The organism is Shewanella sp. WE21 (genome assembly GCF_002966515.1).
Lineage (GTDB): Bacteria > Pseudomonadota > Gammaproteobacteria > Enterobacterales > Shewanellaceae > Shewanella > Shewanella oncorhynchi.
The window spans coordinates 2,154,603-2,178,515 of the sequence record NZ_CP023019.1 but is presented as its reverse complement, the minus strand read 5'-3'; the positions used below and the strand labels follow the sequence as shown (position 1 = coordinate 2,178,515).

At 46.8% G+C, this 23,913-nt stretch carries 13 protein-coding genes, 6 tRNA genes and 3 rRNA genes; 1 reads left to right on the top strand and 21 read right to left on the bottom strand.

Going from position 1 to position 23,913, the window contains the following annotated elements; genetic code table 11:
- Nucleotides 1-74: 74 nt before the first annotated feature.
- The 14 genes from rpsL to CKQ84_RS09215 all read right to left on the bottom strand — a co-directional run bounded on the left by rpsL (nt 75) and on the right by CKQ84_RS09215 (nt 14,517).
- The gene (gene rpsL / locus CKQ84_RS09280) at nt 75-449 is read right to left on the bottom strand and encodes a 30S ribosomal protein S12 (protein WP_006083605.1); all 375 of its coding nucleotides are present in this window, start codon (nt 447-449) and stop codon (nt 75-77) included.
- 179 nt (nt 450-628) lie between these two features.
- Entirely contained in the window at nt 629-4,846 is a 4,218-nt protein-coding gene (rpoC, locus tag CKQ84_RS09275) for a DNA-directed RNA polymerase subunit beta' (RefSeq protein ID WP_105251033.1), read from the bottom strand.
- Between the two features lie 84 nt (nt 4,847-4,930).
- Nucleotides 4,931-8,962, bottom strand: coding sequence for a DNA-directed RNA polymerase subunit beta (gene rpoB / locus CKQ84_RS09270; RefSeq protein ID WP_105251032.1), 4,032 nt, complete (start codon nt 8,960-8,962; stop codon nt 4,931-4,933).
- A gap of 243 nt (nt 8,963-9,205) precedes the next feature.
- Nucleotides 9,206-9,571, bottom strand: coding sequence for a 50S ribosomal protein L7/L12 (gene rplL, locus CKQ84_RS09265; protein ID WP_105251031.1), 366 nt, complete (start codon nt 9,569-9,571; stop codon nt 9,206-9,208).
- 54 nt (nt 9,572-9,625) lie between these two features.
- A complete protein-coding gene (gene rplJ, locus CKQ84_RS09260) occupies nt 9,626-10,126 on the bottom strand; it encodes a 50S ribosomal protein L10 (RefSeq protein WP_006083609.1) in 501 nt (166 codons plus the stop codon).
- Nucleotides 10,127-10,394: 268 nt separating this feature from the next.
- The gene (rplA, locus tag CKQ84_RS09255) at nt 10,395-11,096 is read right to left on the bottom strand and encodes a 50S ribosomal protein L1 (RefSeq protein ID WP_105251030.1); all 702 of its coding nucleotides are present in this window, start codon (nt 11,094-11,096) and stop codon (nt 10,395-10,397) included.
- A gap of 4 nt (nt 11,097-11,100) precedes the next feature.
- A complete protein-coding gene (rplK, locus tag CKQ84_RS09250; RefSeq protein WP_006083611.1) occupies nt 11,101-11,529 on the bottom strand; it encodes a 50S ribosomal protein L11 in 429 nt (142 codons plus the stop codon).
- Between the two features lie 127 nt (nt 11,530-11,656).
- Nucleotides 11,657-12,208 (bottom strand): transcription termination/antitermination protein NusG, encoded by a 552-nt coding sequence (gene nusG / locus CKQ84_RS09245; protein ID WP_105251029.1) that lies wholly within the window; start codon nt 12,206-12,208, stop codon nt 11,657-11,659.
- A 9-nt stretch (nt 12,209-12,217) separates the two neighbouring features.
- Complete coding sequence (gene secE, locus CKQ84_RS09240; RefSeq protein ID WP_006083613.1) at nt 12,218-12,589, bottom strand: preprotein translocase subunit SecE; 372 nt, start codon at nt 12,587-12,589, stop codon at nt 12,218-12,220.
- 261 nt (nt 12,590-12,850) lie between these two features.
- Nucleotides 12,851-14,035: an elongation factor Tu gene (gene tuf / locus CKQ84_RS09235; protein WP_105251028.1), complete on the bottom strand. Its 1,185-nt coding sequence runs from the start codon at nt 14,033-14,035 to the stop codon at nt 12,851-12,853.
- 117 nt (nt 14,036-14,152) lie between these two features.
- Nucleotides 14,153-14,228: transfer RNA gene (locus tag CKQ84_RS09230), tRNA-Thr, on the bottom strand.
- Nucleotides 14,229-14,236: 8 nt separating this feature from the next.
- Nucleotides 14,237-14,310 (bottom strand) — tRNA-Gly (locus CKQ84_RS09225).
- 38 nt (nt 14,311-14,348) lie between these two features.
- Nucleotides 14,349-14,433: transfer RNA gene (locus CKQ84_RS09220), tRNA-Tyr, on the bottom strand.
- Between the two features lie 8 nt (nt 14,434-14,441).
- Nucleotides 14,442-14,517: transfer RNA gene (locus CKQ84_RS09215), tRNA-Thr, on the bottom strand.
- Between the two features lie 235 nt (nt 14,518-14,752).
- Between CKQ84_RS09215 and coaA the strand changes: the two genes are divergently transcribed.
- Nucleotides 14,753-15,703: a type I pantothenate kinase gene (gene coaA, locus CKQ84_RS09210; protein WP_105251027.1), complete on the top strand. Its 951-nt coding sequence runs from the start codon at nt 14,753-14,755 to the stop codon at nt 15,701-15,703.
- A gap of 27 nt (nt 15,704-15,730) precedes the next feature.
- Here the strand turns inward: coaA and birA are convergent, their stop codons facing one another.
- From birA to CKQ84_RS09175, 7 genes are all read right to left on the bottom strand, one after another.
- Nucleotides 15,731-16,690 (bottom strand): bifunctional biotin--[acetyl-CoA-carboxylase] ligase/biotin operon repressor BirA, encoded by a 960-nt coding sequence (gene birA, locus CKQ84_RS09205; protein ID WP_105251026.1) that lies wholly within the window; start codon nt 16,688-16,690, stop codon nt 15,731-15,733.
- Nucleotides 16,683-17,708, bottom strand: a complete 1,026-nt coding sequence (murB, locus tag CKQ84_RS09200; RefSeq protein ID WP_105251025.1) for a UDP-N-acetylmuramate dehydrogenase — start codon at nt 17,706-17,708, stop codon at nt 16,683-16,685. Before murB ends, birA begins: the two co-directional genes overlap by 8 nt.
- A gap of 188 nt (nt 17,709-17,896) precedes the next feature.
- A 5S ribosomal RNA gene (gene rrf, locus CKQ84_RS09195) occupies nt 17,897-18,012 on the bottom strand.
- 139 nt (nt 18,013-18,151) lie between these two features.
- Nucleotides 18,152-21,054, bottom strand: a 23S ribosomal RNA gene (locus tag CKQ84_RS09190).
- A 362-nt stretch (nt 21,055-21,416) separates the two neighbouring features.
- Nucleotides 21,417-21,492: transfer RNA gene (locus tag CKQ84_RS09185), tRNA-Ala, on the bottom strand.
- A gap of 138 nt (nt 21,493-21,630) precedes the next feature.
- Nucleotides 21,631-21,707: transfer RNA gene (locus CKQ84_RS09180), tRNA-Ile, on the bottom strand.
- Nucleotides 21,708-21,806: 99 nt separating this feature from the next.
- Nucleotides 21,807-23,351: ribosomal RNA gene (locus CKQ84_RS09175) — 16S ribosomal RNA — on the bottom strand.
- The 16S, 23S and 5S rRNA genes sit together here with 2 tRNA genes alongside, the layout of an rRNA operon.
- Between the last annotated feature and the right edge of the window lie 562 nt (nt 23,352-23,913).

The following is a 23,913-nucleotide window of genomic DNA, read 5'->3' as shown; positions in this document are numbered from 1 at the left end:
CTCCGTATGCTTCAGGGATTTCCAAAACTGGAATTCTCAAAATAAAACTAGCTTGGCCTTACTTAACGGATAAGTTAAGACTTAGGACGCTTAGCACCGTATTTAGAACGGCTTTGGCGACGTGAAGTCACGCCTGCACAGTCTAATGCGCCACGAATAGTGTGATAACGCACACCTGGTAAGTCTTTAACACGACCACCACGGATTAAGATCACGCTATGTTCCTGCAGGTTGTGGCCTTCACCGCCGATGTACGAAGTAACTTCGAAACCGTTAGTTAGACGCACACGAGCTACTTTACGTAGTGCAGAGTTAGGTTTTTTAGGGGTAGTAGTGTACACACGTGTACAAACACCACGTTTTTGCGGGCACGCATTCAACGCAGGCACGTTAGTCTTGTCGACTTTTGGCGCGCGTGGCTTACGTACCAACTGGTTTACAGTTGCCATGTATAGCTCCGAGTCAGTTGAATCAAACTCAACGATAAGGTGTGAAAAATCTATATCCCACAATGGTGGGACGCGGAATTTTAGAAAGGTAATGCCTGACTGTCAAGAAATAGCCAACTTTTGCGGCATATTACAAGAAAAAAGGCGCCCTAGGCGCCTTTTTATAACAAACTTATTACTTAATCTTGGCTACCAGCCAAGTTTAAGAGATCGGCCAAGTTCTGTTCGGCTTCACTTGCAGTGATCTTGTTCACTACTACAGGTTCGTTTTTCTTCGCACGCGCTTCATTACGAGTCTTGTGATAAGCGTAACCAGTACCAGCTGGGATCAGTCGGCCAACGATAACGTTTTCTTTCAGACCACGTAATTGATCGCTCTTACCACCTACGGCGGCTTCGGTCAGTACGCGCGTCGTTTCTTGGAACGATGCTGCTGAGATAAAGGATTCTGTTGCCAGAGATGCTTTAGTAATACCCAGTAGTTCACGTTCAAAGGTCGCAGGCACTTTACCTTGGGCGATCAGTTCGCGGTTAGCAATCTTCACGCGTGACACTTCAGCTTGCTCGCCTTCGAGGAAGTCAGTGTCACCGGCAGAAGTGATAAGACACTTACGCAGCATCTGACGGATGATCACTTCGATATGCTTATCGTTGATCTTCACGCCTTGCAGACGGTAAACGTCCTGTACTTCGTTCACAATGTAGTTTGCTACGTTGTGGATACCACGAAGACGCAGAATGTCGTGCGCTGCTTCTGGACCGTCAGCGATAACTTCACCACGTTCGACTTTTTCACCTTCGAACACGTTTAAGTTACGCCACTTAGGGATCATCTCTTCATAATGATCGCCGCCATCAGCAGGTGTAATCACCAAACGACGCTTACCTTTGGTCTCTTTACCAAACGAGATGGTACCAGAGATTTCCGCCAGAATAGCAGGCTCTTTTGGCTTACGCGCTTCGAACAAGTCAGCAACGCGTGGCAGACCACCGGTGATGTCGCGAGTTTTAGACGATTCCTGAGGAATACGAGCTAATGCGTCACCTACGTTGATTTGCGCGTTATCTTCTAAGTTAACGATCGCACTACCTGGTAAGAAGTATTGTGCTGGTACTTCAGTACCTGGGATCATCAAGTCAGCACCATTAGCGCCAAGCAGACGGATCATTGGGCGCATTTCTTTACCCGCAGTACCACGCTGACCAACGTCAAGGATCACGATTGATGACAGACCCGTTAGTTCGTCTGTTTGACGTGTCATAGTAACACCGTCAATCATGTCTACGAACTTAATACTACCCGCCACTTCAGAAATGATTGGGTGAGTATGTGGATCCCAGTTAGCGATAACATCGCCCGCTTCAACAGCCGCTTCTTCTAGTTTCTCGAGCACAGTACCGTATGGCACTTTATAACGCTCTTTCTCACGACCCAGCTCGTCAATAACAGCCAGTTCAGAAGAACGAGAAACGATAACCAGTTTGCCGTCACTGTTAGTAACATGCTTAGCATTATGCAGTTTCAATGAGCCCGAGTTTTTCACTTGGACATTGTTTTCTGCAGACGCTCTAGATGCCGCACCACCGATGTGGAACGTACGCATCGTTAACTGTGTACCTGGTTCACCGATAGATTGTGCTGCCACAACACCGATGGCTTCACCGTGGTTAATAATATGACCACGAGCCAAGTCACGACCGTAACAAGCTGCACACACACCGAAATCGGTATCACAAGAAATAACAGAACGTACAATCACTTCGTCGATTGAATGCTCTTCTAACTTGTCACACCATGCTTCGTCAAGTAGCGTGTTACGTGGTGCTAATACGTCTTCAGTGCCTGGATAGAACACATCAATCGCAACCACACGACCCAGTACGCGTTCACGTAACGGCTCAACCACATCACCACCTTCAATCAGCGGTTTCATGGTTAGACCTTCGTGAGTACCACAATCGTCTTCGATAACCACTAAATCTTGTGCAACGTCTACAAGACGACGAGTCAGGTAACCCGAGTTCGCTGTCTTCAATGCCGTATCGGCTAGACCTTTACGCGCACCGTGAGTAGAAATAAAGTACTGGAGTACGTTTAGACCTTCACGGAAGTTAGCGGTAATTGGCGTTTCGATGATTGAGCCGTCTGGCTTAGCCATCAGACCACGCATACCCGCCAACTGACGGATCTGTGCGGCACTACCACGAGCGCCTGAGTCAGCCATCATATAGATGCTGTTAAACGAGGCTTGTTTCTCTTCAACACCATCACGGTTAATCACTGTCTCAGTTGACAGGTTTTCCATCATAGCTTTAGAAACTTTTTCGTTGGCACTTGCCCAGATATCGATAACTTTGTTGTAACGCTCACCAGCTGTGACTAGACCAGATTGGAACTGCTCTTGAATTTCAAGAACTTCCGCTTCTGCATCAGCAACTAAGGTGTATTTCTCGTCTGGAATAACCATGTCATCGATACCGACAGAGGCACCAGAGATGGTTGCAAAACGGAAACCGGTATACATCAATTGGTCAGCGAAGATAACAGTATCTTTCAGACCCAGTTGACGATAACAGGTGTTCAACAGTTTAGAGATCTGCTTTTTGCCCATGTTCTGGTTAACCAGATCAAATGACAAACCTGCTGGCAGAATAAGTGACAGCAGAGCACGACCCACAGTCGTATCAACGATACGGCGTTGTTCAGTGCGCTCACCATCGTCACCAATAATGGTTTCAGTGATACGAACTTTAACGCGGGCATGCAGTTCAGCAGCGCCAGTTGCGTAAGCTTTTTCAACTTCAGCAACAGACATAAATGCCATACCTTCACCACGGCCGTTAATACGCTCACGGCTGGTGTAGTACAGACCCAATACCACGTCTTGAGACGGGGTGATAACAGGCTCGCCGTTGGCTGGTGACAGGATGTTGTTGGTAGACATCATCAGGGCACGGGCTTCAAGCTGCGCTTCCAGTGTTAACGGTACGTGTACCGCCATTTGGTCACCGTCGAAGTCGGCGTTGTATGCCGCACAAACGAGTGGGTGTAACTGGATGGCTTTACCTTCAATCAGTACAGGTTCGAACGCTTGGATACCCAGTCTGTGCAGTGTTGGTGCACGGTTGAGCATCACTGGATGTTCGCGGATCACTTCATCCAGAACGTCCCAAACTTCCGCCACTTCACGCTCAACCATCTTCTTAGCCGCTTTGATGGTAGTCGCTAAGCCACGACCTTCTAGCTTGCCATAGATGAATGGCTTGAACAGTTCCAGTGCCATCTTCTTAGGAAGACCACATTGGTGTAGACGTAGAGTAGGACCTACGGTAATTACCGAACGACCAGAATAGTCGACGCGCTTACCTAACAAGTTCTGACGGAAACGACCTTGCTTACCTTTGATCATATCAGCCAAAGATTTCAGAGGACGCTTGTTAGAACCGGTAATAGCACGACCACGACGACCGTTATCTAATAGCGCATCAACAGACTCTTGTAACATACGCTTTTCGTTGCGTACGATAATGTCTGGCGCAGCTAAATCTAACAGACGCTTCAAACGGTTGTTACGGTTGATCACGCGGCGATACAGGTCGTTAAGATCTGAAGTCGCGAAGCGGCCGCCATCGAGCGGAACCAACGGACGTAAGTCAGGTGGTAACACAGGCAGTACTTTTAAGATCATCCACTCAGGCTTGTTGCCTGAAGTGTAGAATGCTTCCATCAACTTAAGACGTTTAGTCACTTTCTTGCGACGAGTCTCAGAGTTGATTGAAGGCAATTCTTCACGCATTTGTTCGATTTCTTTCGCTAAATCGATAGCACGTAACAGTTCAAGTACTGCTTCGGCACCCATTTTAGCTTCGAACTCATCACCGTATTCTTCTAATGCATCCAGATAAGTTTCTTCTGTCAGCATTTGGCCACGTTCAAGGCTGGTCATGCCAGGCTCGATCACGACAAATGATTCAAAATACAGTACGCGTTCGATATCACGCAGCGTCATATCCAGCATTAAGCCAATACGTGAAGGCAGTGATTTTAAGAACCAAATGTGCGCAACTGGGCTAGCCAGTTCGATGTGACCCATACGCTCACGACGTACTTTAGTTTGGGTTACTTCAACGCCACACTTTTCACAAATAACACCACGGTGCTTCAAACGTTTGTACTTACCGCACAAACATTCGTAATCTTTGACTGGGCCAAAGATACGCGCACAGAACAGACCTTCACGCTCAGGCTTGAAGGTACGGTAGTTGATGGTTTCTGGCTTCTTAACTTCACCAAAAGACCAAGAACGGATCAGATCAGGCGATGCCAGACCAATTTTGATGCCGTTAAATTCTTCAGTCTTGCTTTGCTGTTTCAGAAACTTTAATAAGTCTTTCACGTTTCTCTCCTGAAGGAGTTAAACCGGGTGCTCCGCTTGCACGGAGCACCATTCTGTTTGCCAAACGCGGCTAAAGGCCTGCGCTTATGCCTGATCCAACTCGATATTAATACCGAGTGAACGGATCTCCTTCAGTAACACGTTGAAGGACTCTGGCATGCCAGGTTGCATCTGATGGTTACCGTCGACGATGTTCTTATACATCTGAGTACGACCGTTAACGTCATCCGATTTAACAGTGAGCATTTCTTGAAGCGTATAAGCGGCACCGTATGCTTCTAGTGCCCACACTTCCATCTCACCGAAACGCTGACCACCGAACTGAGCTTTACCGCCCAGTGGTTGTTGAGTCACTAAGCTGTACGAACCGGTAGAACGGGCGTGCATCTTGTCATCAACTAAGTGGTTCAGTTTGAGCATGTACATGTAACCTACCGTTACTTGACGCTCAAATTCGTTACCGGTACGACCATCAAACAACTTCAACTGACCAGAGGTTGGCAAACCTGCAAGTTCAAGCATCTGCTTGATCTCTTTCTCTTTAGCACCGTCGAATGCAGGAGTTGCAATCGGGATACCGCCTTTCAGGTTAGTCGCAAGACGTAATACTTCATCATCAGTGAATGAATCGATATCGACGCGCTGCTGCACTTCGTCACCTAATTCATAAACTTGCTTGATGTAACCACGAACTTCAGCCAGCTCACGCTGTTCTTCAAGCATCGCAGTGATCTTGTTACCAATGCCTTTGGCAGCGGCGCCCATATGGACTTCAAGTACCTGACCAATGTTCATACGTGATGGAACACCTAGCGGGTTCAATACGATGTCTACTGGGTTACCTTGCTCGTCATATGGCATGTCTTCGATTGGGCAAATCTTAGAGATAACACCCTTGTTACCGTGACGACCCGCCATCTTGTCACCAGGTTGGATAGTACGCTTAACCGCTAAGTAAACCTTAACGATCTTGAGTACGCCTGGCGCCAAGTCATCACCTTGGGTGATCTTGCGACGTTTGATTTCAAACTTCTTATCGAAGTCAGCTTTCAGCTCTTCATGCTGTTCAGCTAATTGCTCAAGTTCAGTTTGTTTTGCTTCATCGTCAATGACTTGAACCAATACATCTTTACGTGGCAACGCAGCAATTTGCGCTTCAGTGAAACCAGCACCGATTAACAGGTTACGCGCACGGCTCAATACACCTTCTTCAAGGATCTTGAACTCTTCGCCTAAGTCTTTACGAGCCTGGGCAATGTGCATCTCTTCGATTTCAACTGCACGCTTGTCTTTTTCAACGCCGTCACGGGTAAATACCTGTACATCGATGATAGTGCCCTTAACAGAGTTAGGAACACGCAGTGAACTGTCTTTAACATCAGACGCTTTCTCACCGAAGATAGCACGGAGTAACTTCTCTTCTGGCGTTAGCTGTGTTTCGCCTTTTGGCGTCACTTTACCAACCAGAATATCGCCGCCCTTCACTTCTGCACCAATGTAAACGATACCAGACTCGTCGAGTTTCGACAGAGCAGATTCACCTACGTTTGGAATATCAGCCGTGATTTCTTCGCTACCCAGTTTGGTATCACGAGCAATACAAGACAGCTCCTGAATGTGGATAGTGGTGAAACGGTCTTCTTGCGCTACGCGCTCAGAAATTAAGATCGAGTCTTCGAAGTTGTAACCGTTCCAAGGCATGAATGCGATACGCATGTTCTGGCCAAGGGCTAAGTCACCTAAGTCAGTAGACGGACCGTCTGCTAACACGTCACCACGAACGACTGGCTCACCAACAGCACAACAAGGGCGTTGGTTGATACAAGTGTTTTGGTTAGAACGGGTGTATTTAGTCAGGTTATAAATGTCGATACCGGCTTCGCCTGGGCGCAGCTCATCTTCATTTACTTTAACAACGATGCGGCTCGCATCAACGTAGTCTACAAAACCACCACGTTTAGCAACAACCACAACACCAGAGTCAACAGCCAAAGTACGTTCAATACCAGTACCTACTAGCGGCTTTTCAGAGCGCAGTGTGGGTACGGCTTGACGTTGCATGTTCGCACCCATCAAGGCACGGTTAGCATCGTCGTGTTCTAAGAACGGGATCAGCGACGCAGCAACAGAAATAATCTGTTGTGGCGAAACGTCCATATACTGGATGTCAGCAGCGCGCATAAAGGTAGATTCACCTTTATGACGACAAGCAATTTGCTCTTCTGCCATACGACCGCTAGCGTCAACTTCGATGTTCGCCTGTGCAATCACATAACGACCTTCTTCGATTGCTGACAAGTATTCCACTTCGTCAGTAATCACGCCGTCGATAACCTTGCGGTATGGCGTTTCTAGGAAGCCGTAAGAGTTAGTACGGGCAAAACTTGCTAATGAGTTGATTAGACCAATGTTTGGACCTTCAGGGGTCTCAATTGGACATAAACGACCATAATGCGTTGGATGTACGTCGCGGACTTCGAAGCCTGCACGTTCACGAGTTAAACCACCAGGGCCAAGTGCAGAAATACGACGCTTATGCGTTACTTCTGACAGCGGGTTGTTTTGGTCCATGAATTGTGACAGCTGAGAAGAACCGAAGAACTCTTTCACTGCAGCAGAAATTGGCTTAGCGTTGATCAAGTCTTGTGGCATCAGCTCGTTCAGATCGCCTAAAGACAGACGTTCACGCACGGCGCGCTCAACACGGACTAAACCAACACGGAATTGGTTTTCAGCCATTTCACCGACGCTACGAATACGACGGTTACCTAAGTGATCGATGTCATCGACTTCGTCGAAACCGTTACGGATATGAATAATGTTCTTCATTACCGCGACGATGTCTTCTTTAGACAATACACCGCTACCTTCGTCATCAGGAATGCTGAGACGACGGTTGAACTTCATACGACCTACTTTAGACAGGTCATAACGCTCTTCACTGAAGAACAAGTTCTGGAATAGTGCTTCGGCAGCATCTTTGGTTGGTGGCTCGCCAGGACGCATCATACGATAGATCTCAACCAGCGCTTCTAAGCGGTTAGTGGTTGAATCGATACGCAGCGTATCTGAAATATAAGCACCATGATCTAACTCGTTGATATACAACGTGCTGATATCTTTAATACCGGCCAATGATAGTTTAGCCAGATCTTCTAAGCTAATTTCACTGTTGGCAGAGACTAAAACTTCACCCGTGTCCGGATCGATATAATCTTGAGCAGCATATTTGCCCACGATATATTCAACTGGCACTTCAAGCTCAGTGGTATTGGTCTTTTCTAACTGACGAATGTGACGTGCAGTAATACGACGTCCCGCTTCAACCAGTACAGAGCCTTCAGCATCCTTGATGTCATAGCTGGCAGTTTCGCCACGCAGACGTTCAGGCACCAAAGACATGACCAGAGTATCTTTCTTGATCTTGAACTCAACGCGTTCGAAGAACAGATCGAGGATCTCTTGAGTAGAATATTCTAATGCACGTAACATGATGGTCGCAGGCAGTTTGCGGCGACGGTCAATACGCACAAATAGTGCATCTTTAGGATCGAATTCAAAGTCAAGCCATGAACCACGGTAAGGAATAATACGTGCGTTATACAGCACCTTACCTGATGAGTGGGTTTTACCACGGTCATGATCAAAGAACACGCCTGGAGAACGGTGTAATTGAGATACGATTACACGCTCAGTACCGTTGATAACAAAAGTACCGTTATCCGTCATCAATGGGATATCACCCATGTAGACTTCTTGTTCTTTAATATCTTTTACTGTGCCCGCCGCTGCTTCACGGTCATACAACACCATGCGTAATTTAACGCGTAGTGGGGCTGAATACGTAACACCACGGATCTGACACTCTTTCACATCAAAAACAGGCTCGCCAAGCTTATAGCTGACGTATTGCAGTTCTGAGTTACCAGAAAAGCTCTTGATGGGAAAAACGCTACGGAAGGCGGCTTCTAAACCGCGCTCACCGGTAGGATCTTGATCGGTGAACTTCTTAAAAGAGTCTAGCTGGATAGACAATAAATAAGGGATATCCAAAACTTTTGGACGCTTACCAAAGTCTTTGCGAATACGCTTCTTTTCAGAATAGGAGTAAACCATGGGTTTCCTCTGCTTACGAGATGTGACCAAGACTGAATAAATAACTTAAGTTATTAAAATTCAGCACGTTTGCCCATCACCGTTGATGGCAAGAACCTAACCAGTAATCTCTGCTAGGGACTGCAAAATTTGGCGACAAACGGTGAAAAAAAATCGCCAGCGCATATAGCGCAAAAAAGGCCGACGGTTAAAAAACCGCCAGCCTCCACCCAAGTGGCTTGGGTGAGCAAGCTAAATAATAGCTTACTTAATTTCTACAGAAGCACCAGCTTCAGTAAGTTCTTTCTTCAGAGCTTCAGCTTCTTCTTTAGAAACGCCTTCTTTAACTGCTACTGGAGCAGCTTCAGACATAGCTTTAGCTTCTTTCAGGCCTAAACCAGTTGCGCCACGGATGGCTTTAATAACTGCAACTTTGTTGTCGCCGTGAGCAGTCAGAACTACGTTGAATTCTGTTTGTTCTTCAACAACAACTGCTTCTGCACCGCCAGAAACAACAGCAGCAGCGGCAGAAACGCCGAACTTCTCTTCCATAGCTTCGATCAGTTCAACAACTTCCATTACAGACATAGCTGCAAAGGCTTCTAAGATTTGGTCTTTAGTGATAGACATAACAAATGTTTCCTATTGTTCTGAATTCAATTTTATTAAGCAGCCAGCTTGAAATTAAGCGGCTTCTTGTTTTTGATCGCGCAGGGCGGCCAGTGTACGAACGAACTTGCCAGCAGATGCTTCTTTCATAGTCATCATTAACTGAGCTAGTGCTTCTTCGTATGTTGGCAGTTTCGCCAAACGATCAATTTCAGCTGCAGGGATGAAATTCCCTTCAAAGGCTGCGCCTTTAACTTCGAAGTTAGCTTGTTCTTTAGCAAAGTCTTTTAACAGACGTGCTGCAGCACCTGGGTGCTCTAAAGAAAAAGCAATCAAAGTTGGGCCAGTGAACGTTTCTGCTAGGCACTCAAAAGCAGTACCTTCAACAGCACGACGAGCTAGCGTGTTACGTACTACACGTACATATACACCAGCTTCGCGAGCTTTTTTACGCAGACCGGTCATAGCACCTACAGTCACACCGCGAGAATCAGCGGCAACTGCAGATAGCGCACCTTTGGCAGCTTCGTTGACTTCAGCAACAATCGCTTTTTTGTCTTCGAGTCTTAATGCCATTGGCTTTACTCCTGGATTCTACCTAGGGTATTCCCTAGTATTTACCATACTAAATACTTATGTATTTAGTGACTTACGGTGCAGATTATCCAGTAAAAAATTTTAGCTGGGGCCTGACACCGTCTACGCAGGAAATTAAGTTATTTTTACAAAAAACACCTGCGGTCTTGGACGGAAACCTGAGTTAAACTCCGCCTAAACGAGAGATAAAACAGGCTTCAACCCACAAAGTGCGCGCATTATAGACTAATGCACCCGCTTTGTAAAATTATAGAGTTGTTTCAAGCGTAGCTTGATCAACTGCAACACCTGCACCCATAGTGGTAGAGATGCTGATCTTTTTCACGAAAATGCCTTTAGCAACTGCAGGCTTAGCCTTTTTCAGTGCTGACACTAACGCTTCCAAGTTTTCTTTCAATTGAACTGGTGTGAAATCCACTTTACCGATAGTAGTGTGGATAATACCGTTCTTGTCGTTACGGTAACGAACTTGACCCGCTTTGGCGTTCTTAACAGCTTCAGCAACGTTTGGCGTTACTGTACCTGTTTTAGGGTTAGGCATTAAACCACGTGGGCCTAAGATTTGACCTAACATACCAACAACGCGCATTGCATCTGGAGATGCGATAACTACGTCAAAATTCATTTCACCGGCTTTGATTTTCTCAGCCAGATCATCCATACCAACTAGCTCAGCGCCAGCAGCTTTAGCAGCTTCAGCATTTGCACCTTGTGTAAATACTGCAACGCGAACGTCACGACCAGTACCATGTGGCAACACTGTTGCACCACGAACGTTTTGGTCAGATTTACGTGGGTCAATACCCAGGTTAACTGCTACGTCTACACTTTCAACGAATTTTGCAGTTGCTAATTCTTTTAACAGAGCAACAGCTTCGTTGATATCATAGCTTTTAGTACCGTCAACTTTTTCGCGAATTACGCGCATGCGTTTAGTTAGCTTTGCCATTATATTAATCCTCTACAACCAAACCCATTGAACGCGCAGTACCTTCGATTGAGCGAGTCATCGCTTCAATGTCAGCACCAGTCATATCGGCAGCTTTCAGTTCAGCAATTTCTTGAACTTTAGCGCGAGCGATAGTACCCACTTTCTGAGTGTTTGGACGTGGAGAACCTGATTTCAGGCCTGCAGCAGTCTTCAGTAAGTAAGACGCTGGAGAAGTCTTAGTTTCAAAAGTGAATGAACGGTCACTGTAAACAGTGATCACGACTGGAATAGGCATGCCTTTTTCCATTTTTTCTGTACGGGCGTTAAACGCTTTACAGAATTCCATGATGTTCACACCTTTTTGACCCAAAGCTGGACCAACTGGTGGTGATGGGTTCGCAGAACCGGATTTTACTTGTAGCTTAATATAAGCATCAATCTTCTTTGCCATCTGACATTTCCTCAGTTTGGGTTCAAACGCGCATCAGCGACATGCTGACATGCTCCCCCGAAAACAACGGGTGCGAATTATATAGAAATTCGCACCCGTTGCCAAACGGATTTTGTAGTTTATTTAATCAGCCTTTTTCAACTTGACTAAAATCAAGTTCAACAGGCGTAGAACGACCAAAGATCATCACTGATACTTTCACGCGGCTCTTGTCATAATCCACTTCTTCAACGGTACCGTTAAAGTCAGCAAATGGACCATCACACACACGTACCACTTCACCAGGCTCAAATATGGTTCTATGAGTCGGTGACGCTGTCGTTTCTTGTAAGCGACGCAGAATTGCATCAGCTTCTTTATCTGAAATTGGGGCAGGACGATCAGACGTTCCGCCAATAAAGCCTAAAACACGCGGGATGCTTTTGACTAAATGCCAGCTGTCATCGTTCATTTCCATCTGGACTAACACATAGCCCGGGAAAAACTTACGTTCGCTCTTGCGACGCTGACCTGCACGCATTTCGATGACTTCTTCAGTCGGAACCAATACTTCACCGAAGTATGCTTCCATGCCATGCATTTTAATATATTCAATCAGTGACTTACAAACTCGGCCTTCATAGCCTGAGAATGCCTGCACTACATACCATCTTTTTTTAGCTTCTTTAGCTTCAGTCATTCGAGGTGCCTATACGCCAGTGATAAAATTGACAATTCGCATTAACACAGCATCCATACCCCAAAGGATAAGAGCTAAGATACCTGTTGCTGCAAGGACAATAAAAGTGGTGTTTAGCGCTTCTTGACGCGTCGGCCATACAACCTTGCGCACTTCGATATGCGCTTCACGGGCAAAAGCTAACGCTTTTTTACCTTTTACAGTCTGAAGCGCAATAAAACCAGCAATAGCGAATGCAACGATAACACTAAGCGCACGTATGACGGCACTGGCTTCGCTATACATTTGATTGCCAATAACAGCAGCGGCTAGCAATACAATCACTAAACCCCACTTCACGATATCCAGAGAATTGTTCTGGTTTTCAGTATTTGTTGTCATCGGTTTTTCCGTTACTCAATACGGCCTGAGCTTAGAGCACATTAATTGACGGGCATAATCCCACATCACTCTGCATTTCCGAACACCCTTAGAAACGCAAAATAGCATAAGCTCAGGGTCAAAAATCGGCCATAGATTGTATTCTTATTCGACTTTGTAAGCAAGGATGCGAATCCCATGCAAACCACAAAACCTATGAAATAATCCACTTAAACAAAAAAGGAAGCCGAAGCTTCCTTTTCAAACTAATTTCTATCGCAATTAAGCGATGATTTTAGCTACTACACCAGCACCAACTGTACGACCACCTTCACGGATTGCGAAGCGTAAACCTTCGTCCATCGCGATTGGGCAAATTAGAGTCACTACCATTTTGATGTTGTCGCCAGGCATTACCATCTCTACGCCTTCTGGCAGTTCGATAGTACCGGTTACGTCAGTTGTACGGAAGTAGAACTGTGGACGGTAGCCTTTGAAGAATGGAGTGTGACGTCCGCCTTCTTCTTTTGACAGAACATAAACTTCTGATTCAAAAGTAGTGTGTGGGTTGATTGAACCTGGTTTAGCCAATACTTGACCACGTTCTACGTCATCACGCTTAGTACCACGTAATAACACACCACAGTTCTCGCCTGCACGACCTTCGTCAAGCAGTTTACGGAACATTTCTACACCAGTACACGTTGTTTTAGTCGTTGTGCGAACACCAACGATTTCAACTTCGTCACCCACTTTAACAATACCACGCTCAACACGACCAGTAACTACTGTACCACGGCCTGAAATTGAGAATACGTCTTCGATTGGCAGTAGGAACGGCTTATCAATATCACGTTGTGGTTCTGGAATGTAAGAATCCAGTGCTGCGGCTAATTCAAGGATCTTAGCTTCCCACTCTGGTTGACCTTCTAGGGCCTTCAGAGCTGAACCTTGGATGACTGGTAAATCATCACCTGGGAAATCGTATTCTGACAGAAGTTCACGCACTTCCATTTCGACCAATTCCAGTAACTCTTCGTCATCTACCATGTCACATTTGTTCATGAACACGATGATGAAAGGTACGCCAACCTGACGAGAAAGCAGGATGTGCTCACGAGTCTGTGGCATTGGACCGTCTGTAGAGGCAACTACTAGAATCGCGCCGTCCATCTGTGCAGCACCAGTGATCATGTTTTTAACATAGTCAGCGTGGCCTGGGCAGTCTACGTGTGCGTAGTGACGTGAAGGCGTGTCATATTCGATGTGAGAGGTATTGATCGTAATACCGCGCTCACGCTCTTCTGGAGCGTTATCGATTTGAGAGAAGTCTTTAGCTTCGCCACCGTAGGTCTTAGCCAGTACGTGAGAGATAGCTGCAGTCAGTGTGGTTTTACCATGGTCAACGTGACCAATGGTGCCCACGTTTACATGGGGCTTAATACGTTCAAATTTAGCTTTAGCCATGGTAATGCCTCAGTCCAAGATTCTTGGTGATGAAAACTAACATATAGAAAAAATCCGATGCATTAAAATGACATCGAACCGATTATGTTTAGGCGTAGGAGCTAAATTTAGAGAGGCTGGTGCTGATAGGCAGATTCGAACTGCCGACCTCACCCTTACCAAGGGTGTGCTCTACCAACTGAGCCATATCAGCAACTAATTTGGAGCGGACAGCGGGAATCGAACCCGCGTTATCAGCTTGGAAGGCTGGAGTAATACCATTATACGATGTCCGCGCAACCTAACTAAGGCTACCTAACTACCTAGAAAAAAGTGGTGGAGGGAGAAGGATTCGAACCTTCGAAGGCTGAGCCGTCAGATTTACAGTCTGATCCCTTTGGCCACTCGGGAACCCCTCCACAGAAAATGGTGCCGGCACCAAGAGTCGAACTCGGGACCTACTGATTACAAGTCAGTTGCTCTACCAACTGAGCTATGCCGGCATTATCATTTCGGAACGGGATATTAGGTAAATGCGCTCCCAAGTGCAAGTAAAAAACGCCTATTTACGTAAAAAAAGCGCTTGAACGGTGTTTTTGTACACGTTATGCAGCTTTGACGGCCAATTAAACAGCGAATACATCAAACGGTAACGGAAACACGACTGCAATCACCCATTTAGTATTGTTCCAAATAATCTCATAGTGTACTGTGCCTTTCCTAAGCTGAGGAAAGCCAATGACTTCTAAAAATTCAATTCAAAAAGCACTCTATCTCGCCTTCGAGCGCCTGCAATGGTCTGAGTTACGAGATTCAGTGCCGTTGACACTGAGTGAGCAAGACTTGGAGAACCTTAGAGGCATAAATGAAAAGATTTCCTTATCGGAAGTGACCGATATTTATCTTCCCCTTAGCCGGCTACTGAATTTGATCGTTAAAGCTAAGCAACAACGAGGCTTAGTGGTTGATGAATTCCTCGGTCAAAAACCATCAAAAAGTCCTTACATCATTAGTATTGCTGGTAGTGTCGCCGTCGGGAAAAGCACCACAGCACGTATTTTGCAAGCTTTACTACGACACTGGCCTGAACACCCAAAAGTTGATTTGGTGACAACAGATGGTTTTTTGTATCCTCTGGCGGACTTAAAACGTAAAGGGCTATTACAGCGTAAAGGATTTCCAGAAAGTTACGATATGAAAATGCTGGTTGAGTTTATCTCCGCCGTGAAATCCGGTCAGCCACATGTCAAAGCCCCTATCTATTCACACGTCACCTATGACCGCGTTAAGAATCAGCACCAAACGGTTTCTCAACCAGACATCTTAATTTTAGAAGGCTTAAATGTACTACAAACAGGACTCGACTCCCCCGTTGATACCCGTCGTCCTTTCGTCTCCGATTTTGTCGACTTTTCTATTTATGTCGATGCAGAAGAACCTTTGCTAAAACAATGGTATAAAGAACGATTCTTGCAGTTCCGCTCTGGTGCATTCAGTGACAAAAAATCTTATTTTCATCACTATTCAACGCTAACCGATGATGAGGCCAATACGATTGCCGCCAATATTTGGGACACTATCAATGGCCCAAACCTACAACTTAACATTCAACCGACCCGTGAGAGAGCCCATTTGATCCTGCAGAAAGGTCAGGATCATTTGATGTCCCACGTGCTGATGCGCAAATAGCATTATGTAAAATTGACTCTTGGGTACTTAGCGTGCCCTTAAGCTAATTTCACCGCCGATAAATGCTTGAACACCGTCGGCGGTTTCGAGCAATACTGCACCTTGCTCATCAACGCCTCGACAAATTCCTTCGACAGACTTTTCCCCCATAAGCAAACGTATTTCACGACCATAAAATAAGTCCGCAGCTTGCCAACGAGTCTTGAATGCTGCTAATCCTTCACGCTCAAATAACTGAATATCACGCTTAAGCTGCTTCTGTAATGCAATAACAAGCGCCGTCTTGTCAGGCATGTCGACCAACTCTGACAAATCACTCCAAGGCTGATCGATACCTTTACCTTGCTCCTCGGACATAGCCATATTGACACCAACACCTATGATAAGCTGGCACTGGCTATCAGCCTGACCCGACATCTCAATCAAGATCCCGGCAAGCTTCTTGTTATCCAAATAGATGTCATTGGGCCACTTAACACCAATATTCTCGACGCCAAAAGATTTAAGCACTTCAACCAATGTACAGGCCACCACTAAACTTAATCCCATTGCCTGCGCTATTCCCTGCGGGAAAGTCCAAAACAGCGAGAAATATAAGTGATGCCCATAGGGCGACACCCAAGTTCGGCCTCGACGACCACGACCTGCAGATTGATACTCTGCCACACACACATCACCATTCTTCAATTCAGTGATATGGTCCAGCAAAAAACCGTTGGTGCTTGCTATCTCATCAAAGTAAAAGCAACGATTATCAATTGATTGCACTAAACGTGAAGCATCAATCAAAGAAATAGGATTCGCTAACTTATAGCCGCGACCTTTGACGCTATAAATTGCCACACCATAGGTTTCTAGCGCATCGATGTGCTTATTCACTGCGGCACGCGAAATCCCAAGTTCAGTGGCTAACTGCTCGCCTGAAACAAATTGCCCGCTAGATAATAAAGCTAATATCTGGCGTTTTCTTCCCCAATGATCAGACATGCAAATCTCCTTCACCGTTAGCCCCGATGATTCTAGGCTCGGCTTCTAGCACAACACCAAATTTATCCTGTACTTGCGCAATAACATACAGCGCTAGGCGGCAAATATCATGCCCCGTTGCTCCGCCTCGATTCACTAACACTAAGGCTTGCTTGTCATGCACTGCCACATTGCCGAGCACAAAACCTTTCAGTCCCGCTTGTTCAATCAACCAGCCTGCAGCCAATTTCACTGTTGCATCCGCTTGTGCGTAGCCCACTATCGTCGGAAAACGCTGTGCTAAATCGAGATAACAGGCTGCGCTTACAATGGGGTTTTTAAAGAAACTGCCTGCATTGCCGAGCACTGCGGGATCAGGAAGCTTTTCACTTCGTACTTGGCATACGCGCTCAAAAATCTCATGCGCTGTAACGGTTGCAGGATCAAACGATTGCAATGGACCATAGACTAAACGCGGTTGCCAACGTTTAGCTAAGCGCAGCCCAACAGCTGTGACTACAGCGAGATTGCGCAATTTGTCTTTGAAAATAGACTCACGGTAAGCAAATTGACACTCAGCTGTGCTGATGCGCACAAACTCACCTGAGGGTAAATCAAGATACTCAACCCAATCACACACATCACATAGTTCAACACCATAAGCGCCAATATTCTGAATAGGTGCTGCACCAACCGTCCCAGGAATTAATGCCATATTCTCCAGCCCAAACATGCCATGCTCGAGCGTAAACTGAATTAACTCGTGCCAATTCTCACCCGCCTCAACATCGAGATAAAACGCTTCTGTGTCTTCAGATACTTTTATCCCTTTCGATAAAATCCTGACAACTGTGCCGTTAAAGTCCTCCGTAAAGACCAGATTGCTACCACCACCAAGCACCAACATAGGCAATTGTTGTTGCCATAGCGGCAGACAGATCGCCTTAACAGCTTCTTTTGAGTGCGCCTCAACAAGATCCGCGCAAGACTGGGCTAAACCAAAGGAATTAAATGATTGAAGGCTATGAGATAGAGACATGTGTTTGTTCAATGACGACAAAAACGTATTGTAACTGCTAAAAGCGAGGATTGCAGCTCATGCTAGAGAAGATGGCTGGATGAAGAACAGAGAGAAAAGCAGGAAAATCACTCCAATTAACAAATTATAGACGCAAAAAAGCCAGCTTATTCAGCTGGCTTGGTTACATCTCAATGAGATAATTAGGCGCTTGGCGATGACCTACTCTCACATGGGGAGACCCCACACTACCATCGGCGCGTTTGCGTTTCACTTCTGAGTTCGGGATGGGATCAGGTGGTTCCACAAGGCTATTGTCACCAAGCAAATTCTGTTTATTACCGTGTCCATCTCTGGCTCACGTTAATAATAATTCGGAAAGCTGATTTTCTTTGTTTGAGTTCAAACTTTATCAAGTATCTGTATTCTGTCTAAGGCTTCTTTGTAAAACCCATCTGGGTTGTATGGTTAAGCCTCTCGAGTCATTAGTACATGTTAGCTCAACGCCTCACAACGCTTACACACCATGCCTATCAACGTCCTAGTCTCGAACGGCTCTTTAGAGGAATTAAATTCCTAGGGATGACTCATCTTAGGGCTCGCTTCCCGCTTAGATGCTTTCAGCGGTTATCGATTCCGAACGTAGCTACCGGGCAATGCCATTGGCATGACAACCCGAACACCAGCGGTTCGTCCACTCCGGTCCTCTCGTACTAGGAGCAGCTCCCTTCAATCATCCAACGCCCACGGCAGATAGGGACCGAACTGTCTCACGACGTTCTGAACCCAGCTCGCGTACCACTTTAAATGGCGAACAGCCATACCCTTGGGACCGACTTCAGCCCCAGGATGTGATGAGCCGACATCGAGGTGCCAAACACCGCCGTCGATATGAACTCTTGGGCGGTATCAGCCTGTTATCCCCGGAGTACCTTTTATCCGTTGAGCGATGGCCCTTCCATTCAGAACCACCGGATCACTATGACCTACTTTCGTACCTGCTCGACGTGTATGTCTCGCAGTTAAGCTGGCTTATGCCATTGCACTAACCGTACGATGTCCGACCGTACTTAGCCAACCTTCGTGCTCCTCCGTTACTCTTTGGGAGGAGACCGCCCCAGTCAAACTACCCACCAGGCACTGTCCCTAATCCCGATAAGGGACCTAGGTTAGAACATCAAAACTACAAGGGTGGTATTTCAAGGACGACTCCATCATGACTAGCGTCACAACTTCAAAGTCTCCCACCTATCCTACACATGTAGGTTCAATGTTCAGTGCCAAGCTATAGTAAAGGTTCACGGGGTCTTTCCGTCTAGCCGCGGGTATACGGCATCTTCACCGCAATTTCAACTTCACTGAGTCTCGGCTGGAGACAGCGTGGCCATCATTACGCCATTCGTGCAGGTCGGAACTTACCCGACAAGGAATTTCGCTACCTTAGGACCGTTATAGTTACGGCCGCCGTTTACCGGGGCTTCGATCATGAGCTTCTCTTGCGATAACCCAATCAATTAACCTTCCGGCACCGGGCAGGCGTCACACCGTATACTTCCTCTTGCGAGTTTGCACAGTGCTGTGTTTTTGATAAACAGTTGCAGCCACCTGGTATCTGCGACTCCCGTCAGCTTAGAGAGCAAGTCTCATCACCAACAGGAGCGTACCTTCTCCCGAAGTTACGGTACCATTTTGCCTAGTTCCTTCAGCCGAGTTCTCTCAAGCGCCTTGGTATTCTCTACCCGACCACCTGTGTCGGTTTGGGGTACGATTCCCACTAACCTGAAGCTTAGAAGATTTTCCTGGAAGCATGGCATCAACTACTTCAGTCCCTTAGGACCTCGTCATCAGCTCTCAGTGTGTACATTAAAGTACGTGTCCCCGGATTTGCCTAAGAACACCACCTACCACCTTAAACGCGGACTACCAACGCCGCGCTAGCCTAGCCTTCTCCGTCTCTCCATCGCAGTTAGCGGAAGTACAGAAATATTAATCTGTTTCCCATCGATTACGCCTTTCGGCCTCACCTTAGGGGTCGACTCACCCTGCCCCGATTAACGTTGGACAGGAACCCTTGGTCTTTCGGCGAGGGGGTTTTTCACCCCCTTTATCGTTACTCATGTCAGCATTCGCACTTCTGATACCTCCAGCGTGGGTTACCCCTTCACCTTCAACGGCTTACAGAACGCTCCTCTACCGCGCACAGTAAACTGTGCACCCGTAGCTTCGGTGACTAGCTTAGCCCCGTTACATCTTCCGCGCAGGCCGACTCGACTAGTGAGCTATTACGCTTTCTTTAAATGATGGCTGCTTCTAAGCCAACATCCTAGCTGTCTAAGCCTTCCCACATCGTTTCCCACTTAGCTAGTACTTTGGGACCTTAGCTGACGGTCTGGGTTGTTTCCCTTTTGACGACGGACGTTAGCACCCGCCGTCTGTCTCCCGAGTAGTACTCATTGGTATTCGGAGTTTGCAAAGGGTTGGTAAGTCGGGATGACCCCCTAGCCTTAACAGTGCTCTACCCCCAATGGTATTCGCTCGAGGCGCTACCTAAATAGCTTTCGAGGAGAACCAGATATCTCCCGGTTTGATTGGCCTTTCACCCCCAGCCACAAGTCATCCGCTAATTTTTCAACATTAGTCGGTTCGGTCCTCCAGTTGATGTTACTCAACCTTCAACCTGCCCATGGCTAGATCACCGGGTTTCGGGTCTACACCTTGCAACTAAACGCGCAGTTAACACTCGGTTTCCCTACGGCTCCGCTATTCGCTTAACCTCGCTACAAAATGTAAGTCGCTGACCCATTATACAAAAGGTACGCAGTCACGGTCTCAAGAACCGCTCCCACTGCTTGTACGTATACGGTTTCAGGTTCTATTTCACTCCCCTCACAGGGGTTCTTTTCGCCTTTCCCTCACGGTACTGGTTCACTATCGGTCAGTCAGGAGTATTTAGCCTTGGAGGATGGTCCCCCCATATTCAAACAGGATGTCACGTGTCCCGCCTTACTCGTTTTCATCAATGGTTAGTTTTCATGTACGGGGCTATCACCCTGTGCCGCTGCGCTTTCCAACGCATTCCACTAACACCCCACTGACTTAAGGGCTAATCCCCGTTCGCTCGCCGCTACTAGGGGAATCTCGGTTGATTTCTTTTCCTAAGGGTACTTAGATGTTTCAGTTCCCCTCGTTCGCCTCGCAACACTATGTATTCATGTTGCGATAACAGCTTATGCTGCTGGGTTCCCCCATTCGGACATCGTTAGCTCAAATGCTTGTTACTAGCTCGCCAACGCTTTTCGCAAGTTACTACGTCCTTCATCGCCTCTGACTGCCAAGGCATCCACCGTATACGCTTAGTCGCTTAACCATACAACCCAAATGAGTTTCACTCACCTGAGTCGCATTGCGACCAGCTTGGTTTTACTTGTCTCACTTCTGACCAAAGAAGTGGACGCGCCTTAGACGTAAACTATTCAGCAAAGAATAATTTACTATTGAATATTCAAGACACTTAATAAAGTGTTTGAGAACTCATGTTCAATGCTTTCGCATTAAACGTTTTGTAATTAATCACATGACAGACTCATGTAATTAAATACTATCAGCTTTCCAAATTGTTAAAGAGCGGGCTTAAAAAAGCCAAAGATAATTTTTAAGTTTATCTTTGGCATCTCTATCCATAGTGCATATGCCTTATTACTTTGCAATAAAGTTAGAATAAGGTGTAAATGGTGGAGCTATGCGGGATCGAACCGCAGACCTCCTGCGTGCAAGGCAGGCGCTCTCCCAGCTGAGCTATAGCCCCATTTACATGCAGTGCGAGTAAGTAAGATGTTCCAAACCTCTAAAAGGATTGGTTTGCCAAATCGAGTTATCCGCGGCAAATTAACGCGACGTTTAGTTCACTAAACGAGTGTTAATTTAACAAAGGAGAACGAAGATTTGGTGGGTCAGAGTGGACTTGAACCACCGACCTCACCCTTATCAGGGGTGCGCTCTAACCAGCTGAGCTACAGACCCATCTTTGATAAACCTATTTGACTAGGTCCATTTTTTACTCTTTCTTCTATCAAGCAAATCTGTGTGAACACTCAACAAACATTAAGTTAGTCGTATAGGTAAGGAGGTGATCCAGCCCCAGGTTCCCCTAGGGCTACCTTGTTACGACTTCACCCCAGTCATGAACCACAAAGTGGTGAGCGCCCCCCCGAAGGTTAAGCTACCCACTTCTTTTGCAGCCCACTCCCATGGTGTGACGGGCGGTGTGTACAAGGCCCGGGAACGTATTCACCGTGGCATTCTGATCCACGATTACTAGCGATTCCGACTTCATGGAGTCGAGTTGCAGACTCCAATCCGGACTACGACGAGCTTTGTGAGATTAGCTCCACCTCGCGGCTTTGCAACCCTCTGTACTCGCCATTGTAGCACGTGTGTAGCCCTACTCGTAAGGGCCATGATGACTTGACGTCGTCCCCACCTTCCTCCGGTTTATCACCGGCAGTCTCCCTAGAGTTCCCACCATTACGTGCTGGCAAATAAGGATAGGGGTTGCGCTCGTTGCGGGACTTAACCCAACATTTCACAACACGAGCTGACGACAGCCATGCAGCACCTGTCTCACGGTTCCCGAAGGCACTAAGCTATCTCTAGCGAATTCCGTGGATGTCAAGAGTAGGTAAGGTTCTTCGCGTTGCATCGAATTAAACCACATGCTCCACCGCTTGTGCGGGCCCCCGTCAATTCATTTGAGTTTTAACCTTGCGGCCGTACTCCCCAGGCGGTCTACTTAATGCGTTAGCTTGAGAGCCCAGTGTTCAAGACACCAAACTCCGAGTAGACATCGTTTACGGCGTGGACTACCAGGGTATCTAATCCTGTTTGCTCCCCACGCTTTCGTGCATGAGCGTCAGTCTTTGTCCAGGGGGCCGCCTTCGCCACCGGTATTCCTCCAGATCTCTACGCATTTCACCGCTACACCTGGAATTCTACCCCCCTCTACAAGACTCTAGTTCGCCAGTTCGAAATGCTATTCCTAGGTTGAGCCCAGGGCTTTCACATCTCGCTTAACAAACCGCCTGCGCACGCTTTACGCCCAGTAATTCCGATTAACGCTCGGACCCTCCGTATTACCGCGGCTGCTGGCACGGAGTTAGCCGGTCCTTCTTCTGTAGGTAACGTCACAGATATAACGTATTAAGTTACACCCTTTCCTCCCTACTGAAAGTGCTTTACAACCCGAAGGCCTTCTTCACACACGCGGCATGGCTGCATCAGGGTTTCCCCCATTGTGCAATATTCCCCACTGCTGCCTCCCGTAGGAGTCTGGGCCGTGTCTCAGTCCCAGTGTGGCTGATCATCCTCTCAGAACAGCTAGGGATCGTCGCCTTGGTGAGCCATTACCTCACCAACTAGCTAATCCCACCTAGGTTCATCCAATCGCGGAAGGCCCGAAGGTCCCCTCCTTTCCCCCGTAGGGCGTATGCGGTATTAGCAGTCGTTTCCAACTGTTATCCCCCTCGACTGGGCAGATCCCTAGGCATTACTCACCCGTCCGCCGCTCGCCGGCAAAGATAGCAAGCTATCTTCCCGCTGCCGCTCGACTTGCATGTGTTAGGCCTGCCGCCAGCGTTCAATCTGAGCCATGATCAAACTCTTCAATTAAAGTTTTGTTGCTTCCGTCTTGCGACTTCAGCGGCTCAATGAATTCTGATTTTTTGTTTCTAACTAAAGAAACAAACTGTACATATTACTATGAACACTCATTGTTACATTGATTTAAATTTTTGACTGCCAACCCGAAGGCTAAGCAGTTTCGATTAACTCAACACCTGTGAGTGTCCACACAGATTTGCTTGATAAATTGTTAAAGAGCATTGACCACACACTGAGTTTTCAGCGGGTCAGGGCTGCGTATTTTACGCATTCCCGTTAGTGCGTCAAGTAGTTTTTTCAACTTTCTCAACACTCATCGTTTAGCTTGCTAACCGATGAACTGCTTGGCTTTCTTTGCTTAACTTGCGTTACGCTGTCTGCCGTGTCAGTGGATGCGCATTATAGGGAGATTGAGAAAGTCCGCAAGAGCTTTTTATCGATCATGGAATCGCACGTCGATATTTTAAACGTTATGTCCATTTTTTAGCTTATAAGCTCTATTTATCGGAGATAAGTAAGGTTTTTTATCTAATAATTGATAATTCACGCTCAATATTTCAGCAATGGTCTA

What these genes read in the sequence shown, in the direction of transcription:
- rpsL (WP_006083605.1), bottom strand. Translation starts at nt 449, where the DNA reads ATGGCAACTGTAAACCAGTTGGTACGTAAGCCACGCGCGCCAAAAGTC.
- rpoB (WP_105251032.1), bottom strand. Translation starts at nt 8,962, where the DNA reads ATGGTTTACTCCTATTCTGAAAAGAAGCGTATTCGCAAAGACTTTGGT.
- rplL (WP_105251031.1), bottom strand. Translation starts at nt 9,571, where the DNA reads ATGTCTATCACTAAAGACCAAATCTTAGAAGCCTTTGCAGCTATGTCT.
- rplJ (WP_006083609.1), bottom strand. Translation starts at nt 10,126, where the DNA reads ATGGCATTAAGACTCGAAGACAAAAAAGCGATTGTTGCTGAAGTCAAC.
- rplA (WP_105251030.1), bottom strand. Translation starts at nt 11,096, where the DNA reads ATGGCAAAGCTAACTAAACGCATGCGCGTAATTCGCGAAAAAGTTGAC.
- rplK (WP_006083611.1), bottom strand. Translation starts at nt 11,529, where the DNA reads ATGGCAAAGAAGATTGATGCTTATATTAAGCTACAAGTAAAATCCGGT.
- nusG (WP_105251029.1), bottom strand. Translation starts at nt 12,208, where the DNA reads ATGACTGAAGCTAAAGAAGCTAAAAAAAGATGGTATGTAGTGCAGGCA.
- secE (WP_006083613.1), bottom strand. Translation starts at nt 12,589, where the DNA reads ATGACAACAAATACTGAAAACCAGAACAATTCTCTGGATATCGTGAAG.
- tuf (WP_105251028.1), bottom strand. Translation starts at nt 14,035, where the DNA reads ATGGCTAAAGCTAAATTTGAACGTATTAAGCCCCATGTAAACGTGGGC.
- coaA (WP_105251027.1), top strand. Translation starts at nt 14,753, where the DNA reads ATGACTTCTAAAAATTCAATTCAAAAAGCACTCTATCTCGCCTTCGAG.
- birA (WP_105251026.1), bottom strand. Translation starts at nt 16,690, where the DNA reads ATGTCTGATCATTGGGGAAGAAAACGCCAGATATTAGCTTTATTATCT.
- murB (WP_105251025.1), bottom strand. Translation starts at nt 17,708, where the DNA reads ATGTCTCTATCTCATAGCCTTCAATCATTTAATTCCTTTGGTTTAGCC.